General features: G+C 67.8%; 4 protein-coding genes. 2 read left to right on the top strand and 2 right to left on the bottom strand.

Going from position 1 to position 3,221, the window contains the following annotated elements:
• A partial coding sequence (locus ACRDUX_RS29180) for an RDD family protein (RefSeq protein WP_526419040.1) occupies window positions 1–237 on the top strand: 237 nt, incomplete at its 5' end.
• Window positions 238–289: 52 nt separating this feature from the next.
• Here ACRDUX_RS29180 and ACRDUX_RS29175 read toward each other — a convergent pair.
• Window positions 290–1,456, bottom strand: coding sequence for an acyl-CoA dehydrogenase family protein (locus ACRDUX_RS29175; protein WP_526419038.1), 1,167 nt, complete (start codon window positions 1,454–1,456; stop codon window positions 290–292).
• A gap of 56 nt (window positions 1,457–1,512) precedes the next feature.
• On the opposite strand from ACRDUX_RS29175, the gene ACRDUX_RS29170 reads away from it, so the two are divergent.
• The gene (locus tag ACRDUX_RS29170; protein WP_526419036.1) at window positions 1,513–2,691 is read left to right on the top strand and encodes a cystathionine gamma-synthase; all 1,179 of its coding nucleotides are present in this window, start codon (window positions 1,513–1,515) and stop codon (window positions 2,689–2,691) included.
• On the opposite strand, the gene ACRDUX_RS29165 is transcribed toward ACRDUX_RS29170, so the two are convergent.
• Window positions 2,677–3,221, bottom strand: a 545-nt coding sequence (locus ACRDUX_RS29165) for a GPP34 family phosphoprotein (RefSeq protein ID WP_526419034.1), incomplete at its 5' end; no start/stop codon positions are given. The genes ACRDUX_RS29170 and ACRDUX_RS29165 overlap by 15 nt on opposite strands.

The raw sequence follows: 3,221 nt of genomic DNA, 5'->3' as shown, positions 1-3,221 counted from the left end.
AAGCAGGGCACCACGGGTTCCAGCATCGGCAAGGGCATCATGAAGTTCAAGGTCGTCGATGAGGAGACAGAACAGCCGATCGGCTTCGGAAAGTCCGTTCTGCGCGAGCTCGTCTACATCGTGGCCTACTTCCTCTGCGGCATCGTCTGGATCGTCACCGTTCTGTTCCCACTGTGGGATCCCAAGCGCCAAACGCTCGTCGACAAGTTGATCAAGACTGTCGCACTTCCCCTTTGAGGCATCGACTACGCCGCCCGTCCGCTACGTGCGGCCAGGCGGCGTAGTCGTTTCAACGAAACGCGCTGACCCCCGTCAGTGCTTCGCCGATGACCAACTGATGTACCTCGGAAGTGCCCTCATAGGTCAGCACCGACTCGAGATTGTTGGCGTGCCGGATCACCGGGTACTCGAGAGTGATCCCGTTGGCGCCCAACAGAGTCCGACACTGACGCGCGATCTTGATGGCCTCGCGAACGTTGTTGAGCTTGCCGACGCTCACCTGTTCGGGCTTGATCTTCCCGTCGTCCTTCAGCCTGCCCAGGTGCAGAGCCAGAAGCTGCGCCTTGCCGAGTTCCACGGCCATGTCGGCGATCTTGGCCTGCGTCAATTGATAACCGGCCAGCGGCTTGTCGAACACCTCGCGCGTGCCGACGTAGTCCAGCGTCGTCTCCAAGCAGTCCCGCGCCGCACCGACGGCACCGAATACGATGCCGAAACGAGCCTCCGACAGGCGGGCCAGCGGACCCGACAAGCCCCGCGCCCCAGGCAGTTTCGCCTCGTCGGGCAGACGGACGTCGTCGAGGCTGAACTCGGAGGTCACCGATGCCCGCAGCGACATCTTGTGCGTCATCTCGCGCGCGCTGAACCCGGGGGTCGACGTGGGAACCGCGAAACCGATGATGCCTTCCTCGGCGCGCGCCCACACGATCGCCACGTCGGCGATCGATGCGTTGGTGATCCACATCTTCGATCCGTTGAGCACCCAGTCCGAGCCGTCGCGCCGCGCCGTCGTCCGCATCCCGCTGGGATTGGACCCGAAGTCGGGCTCGGTCAGCCCGAAACAACCGATCAGCTCGCCAGCCGCCATCCCCGGCAGCCACTGTTGGCGCTGCTCCTCGCTGCCCCAGTGGTGGATCGCGAACATCGCCAGCGAACCCTGCACCGACACCAGGCTGCGCAGGCCACTGTCGACGGCCTCGAGCTCCTGGCACACCAGGCCGTAGGCCGTGGCGGTCGACCCGCCGCACCCGTACCCCTGCAGGTGCATGCCGAGCAGACCCAGCTTGCCGGTCTCGACGGCGAGGTCGCGGACCGGGACCTCGCCGGTCTCGAACCACTCGGCGACGTGCGGACGCAGGCGTTGTTCGCCGAACTCGCGGACCATCGTCCGCAGTTCGACGTCCTCGGCGGTGAGTAGCGAGTCGAGGTCGAGGAGACTTTCGATCGTGGTGGACATGCTGTTTGTTCTACACCGGACGTCACGGTGATCCGAGGCCGTTACGCTGATCGGTGATGAGTGAGCAGCGTTCGAAGGCAGATGCGTACCGCGCCTACGGCCCCGCGACGAGGGCCATCCACGCCGGCTACCGGCCCGATCCGGCGACCGGCGCCGTCAACGCGCCCATCTACGCGAGTTCCACGTTCGCGCAGGACGGCGTCGGCGGACTGCGGGGTGGATTCGAGTACGCCCGCACCGGCAACCCCACCCGGGCGGCGCTCGAGGCCGGGCTGGCGGCCGTCGAGGGGGCGACGTTCGGGCGGGCGTTCAGTTCCGGCATGGCCGCCACCGACTGCGCGCTGCGGGCACTGCTGCGTCCCGGTGACCACGTCGTCATCCCCGACGACGCCTACGGCGGCACCTTCCGGTTGATCGACAAGGTGTTCGCGCAATGGGGCGTCACCCACACGCCCGTCGCGCTCTCCGATCTCGACGAGGTGCGTGCGGCGATCACGCCCGCGACCCGGCTCGTCTGGGTCGAGACACCGACCAACCCGCTCCTGACGATCGCCGACATCGCCGGAATCGTCCAACTCGCCTCGCCCGCGGGCGTCAAGGTGCTCGTCGACAACACGTTCGCCTCACCGGCGCTTCAGCAGCCCCTGGCGCTGGGGGCGGACATCGTCCTGCACTCGACGACGAAGTACATCGGTGGACACTCCGACGTCGTCGGCGGCGCCCTGCTGACCAATGCCGAGGAGCTCGACGACGCCTTCGCCTTCCTGCAGAACGGCGCGGGCGCGGTGCCCGGGCCGTTCGACGCCTATCTGACGATGCGCGGGCTGAAGACGCTGGCCTTGCGCATGGAGCGGCACAGCGAGAACGCGACCCGGGTGGCCGAGTTCCTCTCCGAGCACCCGGCGATCGACACGGTGCTCTACCCCGGCCTGCCCAGCCACCCCAATCACGACGTCGCGGCCCGGCAGATGACCGGCTTCGGCGGCATGGTGTCCGTGCGGGTCAAGGGTGGCCGGGCCGCCGCGCAGCAACTGTGCGCGCGCACCGAGATCTTCATCCTCGCCGAATCGCTCGGCGGCGTGGAATCGCTGATCGAGCACCCCGGCGCGATGACCCACGCGTCGACCGCGGGATCTCAACTCGAGGTGCCCGAGGACCTGGTTCGGTTGTCGGTGGGCATCGAGGATGCCGCGGATCTGCTGGGCGACCTGGAACAGGCGCTACGCAAGAGTTGAGCGCAGGACTGAGGCCGTCACCGCCAAGTTGACCTCGGGCATCGCGGTCGGGTATTCGTCAACCCAACTGCCACTGGCGATTTCGGTGGCCCGGGCGTGCACCCAGCGCCAGCCGCGGTCGTTGAGACTCAGGAGCGCGCCGAGGCCGTCCGCCGCATGCAGCAGGGTGACGACGGCTGCCGTCGTCGGCGTGGGCGGGCGGCGGTCGAACAATGCCGACAACAGGTCGGTGCGAGCCGCGGCGACCCGGTCGCGCTGGGTGAGCGGCCAGGCGTAACCGGACCGCCTCGACCGCAGCCGCACCCGCCTAATCTGCCCCAGCCGTTCCAGGTGCATGGCGAGGTTGTGCTGGACGTCCTTGCTGACCTTCGACACGGCGCGCGACGGCCGCAGGGCCTGCTTCTGCAGAATCTGGAACGCGGGTTCGACGACGGGATCGGTCGGACCGCCCGCCGTCAGCGCGACCAGTCGGCCCGCCTCGACCCGTTCGCCGGGAACCGAGGGCCGAATGCGGCAGGCGTACGCCAGGT

This window comes from Mycobacterium sp. (genome assembly GCF_050701675.1).
Classification (GTDB): domain Bacteria; phylum Actinomycetota; class Actinomycetes; order Mycobacteriales; family Mycobacteriaceae; genus Mycobacterium.
This window is presented reverse-complemented; position numbering and strand designations above follow the sequence as displayed.